This window comes from Streptomyces sp. NH27, assembly GCF_056859195.1.
On record NZ_JACEGK010000593.1, the window covers coordinates 1 to 4580 of the forward strand.

Below are 4580 nucleotides of genomic sequence, written 5' to 3' on the forward strand. Positions count from 1 at the left end.
CACCCATAGCGCACCGCGAGCAGGTACACGGCGACGGGCACGGAGAATTAACTCCAAGTACCTTCTGCGGCCAGATCTACGCGCGTATCTTGAGCGCGTTCGCGCGTGTCTCCTCCTCCCTCCCCGGGGGCAGTAGCGCCCGCGGCACCGTAAATCGCCCACCGCACAAAGGAGATCCACTCCGGTGTCGCACTCCCCAGCGGGCGCCTCGCGCCCTGCGAGACCCGGTATGTCCGGGCAGGCTGCGCAGCCCGCGCAGGCCACGTCCGCATCGCAACCGCCGCGCTCGGCCCTGCTGCGCAAGCGGGTCCTGCCGTTCGGCATAGCCGGCGCCGTCGTCCTGGCGGGCATCGGCGTCCACTCCGCATTCGCCACGCCGTCCGCCGACGCGGTGATCGCCGAGGTGTACGGCGGTGGCGGCAACGCCGGCGCCACCTACACCAACGACTTCGTCGAGCTGGCCAACTCCGGTGCCGCCACGCTGGACCTGAGCAACTACAGCATCCAGTACCTGTCGGGCGCGCCGACCGCGACCTCCAAGTGGCAGGCCACCCCGCTGGCCGGGTCGCTGGCCGCGGGCGGCCGCTACCTGGTCGGCGAGGCCGCCGGCACCGGCGGCAGCACCGCGCTGCCGACGCCGGACGCGACCGGCAACATCGCGATGTCCGGCACGTCCGGCACCGTCGCACTGGTGCAGGGCGCGGACCCGCTGACCTGCGTGACGGCGGCGGACTGCGCCGCGGACTCCCGGGTCAAGGACCTCGTCGGCTACGGCACGGCCGTGGTGCACGAGGGCAGCGGCCCGGCGGCCGGCGCGAGCAACACCGAGTCGGTGGCGCGCAACGCCACGCTGACCGACACCGACGACAACGCCGCCGACTTCACCGCGGGCGACCCGAACCCGCAGAACTCCGCGGGCACCGGCGGCGGTGGCCCGACCTCGCCGCCGACCACTCCGCCCACCACGCCGCCGACTTCACCGCCGGCCACGGTGAAGATCCACGACATCCAGGGGGACACCCGGGTGTCGCCGTACGAGGGCAAGGCGATCAGCGGCGCGACCGGCATCGTCACCGGCGTGCGCGCCTACGGCTCGTCGCAGGGCTTCTGGTTCCAGGACCCGCACCCGGACAACGACCCGCGCACCAGCGAGGGAATCTACGTCTACACCAGTTCCACTCCCACGGTCTCGGTCGGCGACAGCGTCTCCGTCGCCGGTACGGTCTCGGACTACTACCCGGGCGGAACCACCGCCGGGGGCCAGGCAGTCACGGAGATCACCAAGCCCACGGTGACCAAGATCTCCAGCGGCAACCCGGTGCCCGCCCCTGTCGTCCTCGATGACAAGAAGGTCCCCGACTCCTTCGCGCCCAGTGCGGGCGGCGGTTCCATCGAGAGCCTCCCCCTGCGTCCGTCCGAATACGCGCTCGATTTGTACGCTTCCCTCGAAGGGATGAACGTCCAGATCGGCAGCAGCCGGGTGGTCGGCGCCACCGACCCGTACTCCGAGCTGTGGGTCACGGTGAAGCCGAAGCAGAACCCGACCAAGCGCGGCGGCACCCTCTACACGGGCTACGACAACCCCAACTCCGGCCGTCTGATGGTGCAGTCGCTCATCCCGACCTCCACCTCCGCGTTCCCGACCGCGAACGTCGGCGACACGCTGAACGGCACCACCACCGGCCCGCTGGACTACAACCAGTTCGCCGGCACGTACGCGCTCCAGGCCCGTACCCTCGGCACCGTCAAGAGCGGCGGCATCAAGCCCGAGGTGACCGCGAAGGCGGCGACGGACCAGGCCACCATCGCCACGTACAACGTGGAGAACCTGGCGCCCGACAACCCGCAGTCGAAGTTCGACGCTCTGGCCAAGGGCCTGGTCACCAACCTGCGTTCGCCCGACGTGGTGGCGTTGGAGGAGATCCAGGACAACGACGGCGCCAAGGACGACGGCGTGGTGGCCGCCGACCAGACGCTGACGAAGCTCACCACCGCGATCGCCGCGGCCGGCGGCCCGCACTACCAGTGGCGGGGTATCGACCCGGTCAACGACAAGGACGGCGGCGAGCCCGGCGGCAACATCCGTCAGGTGTTCCTCTTCAACCCGGCCCGGGTCGGCTTCGTCGACCACGCCGGCGGCGACTCGACCACCGCGGTCGGCATCACCGGCAAGGGCGACAAGACCGAACTCACCGCCTCCCCCGGCCGGATCGCGCCGAACGACCCCGCGTGGAACAGCAGCCGCAAGCCGCTCGCGGGCGAGTTCACCTTCCGTGGCAAGAAGCTGTTCGTGATCGCGAACCACTTCGACAGCAAGGGCGGCGACCAGGGCGTCGACAGCCGCTTCCAGCCGCCGGTGCGCAGCTCCGAGGTGCAGCGGGTGCGCCAGGCGATCCTCGAGCACGACTTCGTGGAGCAGTTGGAGGCCGCCGACCCGAAGGCCGACGTCGTCGCCCTCGGTGACCTCAACGACTACCAGTTCTCACCCGCGGTGAACTCCCTCACCGGCAACGGCAAGGTGCTGACCGACCTGGTCAACACCCTTCCGTCCGCGGAGCGTTACTCCTACGTCTACGAGGGCAACTCCCAGGTGCTCGACCACATCCTGGTCAGCCCGAACCTCGGCAAGCACGTGGACTACGACGTGGTCCACATCAACGCCGAGTTCGCCAACCAGACGAGTGACCACGACCCGCAGGTCATCCGCCTGAAGCCGTAACACCCCTCGAGGACAGGTCTGTTGACGGGCGGCGGTGGCCACGTTAGAGGCCACCGCCGGCCGTCTGTCCCGCCCGTCGCCTGCACGCGGTCGTCAACGGTGACCCAGTACGTTGACCACCCGCCCGTTGGGGTCGCGGACGAAGAACCGGCGCACGCCCCACTCCTCGTCCTGCAACGGGTGGACGATCTCGGCACCGCTCTCCCGCATGACCGCGTAGGCCGCGTCCACATCGCTCACTTCGACGCTCATGTCAGGGGTGACCGGCGCGGTCCTGTCCTCGGTCATGATGCTGATCTGCGCCGCCGGGCTGGCCGAGGAGGCGAGCGTCATGATCCAGCCGTGGTTCATGACCTCCTCGAATCCCAGCCGTCCGTAGAACTCCCGGCTCTCCTGCGCGGCTTCGGACTGGATGTTGGGCACGACCCGGCGAACGGCCATCGACGACTCCACGCGAGAAAGGACATGTCTGTGTGCTCCCCAGGAGTACTACGACACGTCCGCCGCCGCACCCCGGTTCGCACCGCGCCGTGCCGGACGTTTCGGACGAAGAGCGCGGCCGCGTACGCGACGATCGCGTCGACAGGGCAAGCTGTGGTCGTCGGACCAACGTCGCCCGGCACCGTACGAAGGCGGAGAAGATGACCTCACCGACCGATCGCGTCGACCACGAACTGATCCGGGCGGCGGCCGATGTCGCGGCCACGGCCTGCCGCGGCGACAACCACACCGTGGCGGCCGCGGCCCGCGCGCGGGACGGCCGCATCGTCACCGCGGTGAACGTCTACCACTTCACCGGCGGCCCCTGCGCGGAGCTGGTCGCGCTCGGCGTGGCGGCCACGCAGGGCATCGACGACCTCGTCACGATCGTCGCCGTGGGCGACCGCGACCGCGGGGTCGTGCCCCCGTGCGGCCGTTGCCGCCAGGTCCTCCTCGACTACTTCCCGGCGCTCACCGTCATCGTCGGCTCCGGCGACCGCCTCCGGGCCGTCCCGATCACCGACCTGCTCCCCGAGAGCTACGTCTGGGCCGACCACCAACTCGACGCCGAGCGGACTCCTCGACCCGGCACCAGCTGATACCGCCCCGCGGCCACCGGGCGCACGTCGCCCGACCCGTCCCGACCCGTCCGACGGCAACGAACGGCCGGCGCCCGGAACTTCGCTCACGCCCGTTCGCCTCGGAGGGCCGCCTGGCCTCGGCGATGAGGCGGGGTTGTCGATCAGCGCGTTCCGTATCCGCAACCAAGCAGGCTACGGGCAACGGTCATGCCCAGCCGGTCGTTTCTCCCCCCGCACAGCGGGAAAGCCTGTCCGGACGGGCGCTACGATCCGCTGATGGTGCGCAGCAAAAAGAAGCCCCGGCGTCTCGTGGTCGGCGACGCGACCTTCCTGTGGTCCGTGCGGCACGAGCACCTCGTCGAAGACCCCCGGGGAACGGTCTGCCGTGAGGTCCTCTCGCTCCGTCGCCTCGGAGAGTCCGGACGGCTCCTGATCGTCTTCCAGGGCGGCCCCGGCCGGCTGGTCCCCGACGGCTACGCCCCCTCCGGCACCGTCGCCACCGCGAACGGCCCCTGGCTGAACCTGCACGAGCCCGGCACGGTCCGGGCCTTCCTCGACGAGACCACGGCGCGTGGATGGGACCCGGCCGCCCCGACGTCCGAACGGCTCGACGGCTGGCTCCTGTACGGGACCGTCGCCGCGCGCCGCAGCACGCCTCCGCCCGACTGAGCGTTCGCACGGCCGATCAGCGGCGAAGCCGTACGCAGACGAAGCACACCGGTCGAGTACAGCCGCGTACGGCCGCGAGCGCCCCCAACGGGCATTCGGCCACCGCCCGTTCCGGCCGCCACACACACCAC

General features: G+C 70.6%; 4 protein-coding genes. 3 read left to right on the forward strand and 1 reads right to left on the reverse strand.

The window, feature by feature from the left end:
- Nucleotides 1-229 precede the first annotated feature (229 nt).
- Nucleotides 230-2719 carry an endonuclease/exonuclease/phosphatase family protein gene (locus AC13HU_RS32635; protein WP_483045597.1) on the forward strand — a complete coding sequence of 830 codons (2490 nt, stop codon included), beginning with the start codon at nucleotides 230-232 and terminating at the stop codon, nucleotides 2717-2719.
- A gap of 93 nt (nucleotides 2720-2812) precedes the next feature.
- Here the strand turns inward: AC13HU_RS32635 and AC13HU_RS32640 are convergent, their stop codons facing one another.
- Nucleotides 2813-3160: a VOC family protein gene (locus AC13HU_RS32640; RefSeq protein ID WP_483045598.1), complete on the reverse strand. Its 348-nt coding sequence runs from the start codon at nucleotides 3158-3160 to the stop codon at nucleotides 2813-2815.
- 200 nt (nucleotides 3161-3360) lie between these two features.
- On the opposite strand from AC13HU_RS32640, the gene AC13HU_RS32645 reads away from it, so the two are divergent.
- Both AC13HU_RS32645 and AC13HU_RS32650 read left to right on the forward strand, forming a co-directional pair.
- Complete coding sequence (locus AC13HU_RS32645) at nucleotides 3361-3798, forward strand: cytidine deaminase family protein (protein ID WP_483045599.1); 438 nt, start codon at nucleotides 3361-3363, stop codon at nucleotides 3796-3798.
- Nucleotides 3799-4056: 258 nt separating this feature from the next.
- Entirely contained in the window at nucleotides 4057-4449 is a 393-nt protein-coding gene (locus AC13HU_RS32650) for a hypothetical protein (protein ID WP_483045600.1), read from the forward strand.
- The last annotated feature ends 131 nt before the right edge of the window (nucleotides 4450-4580 follow it).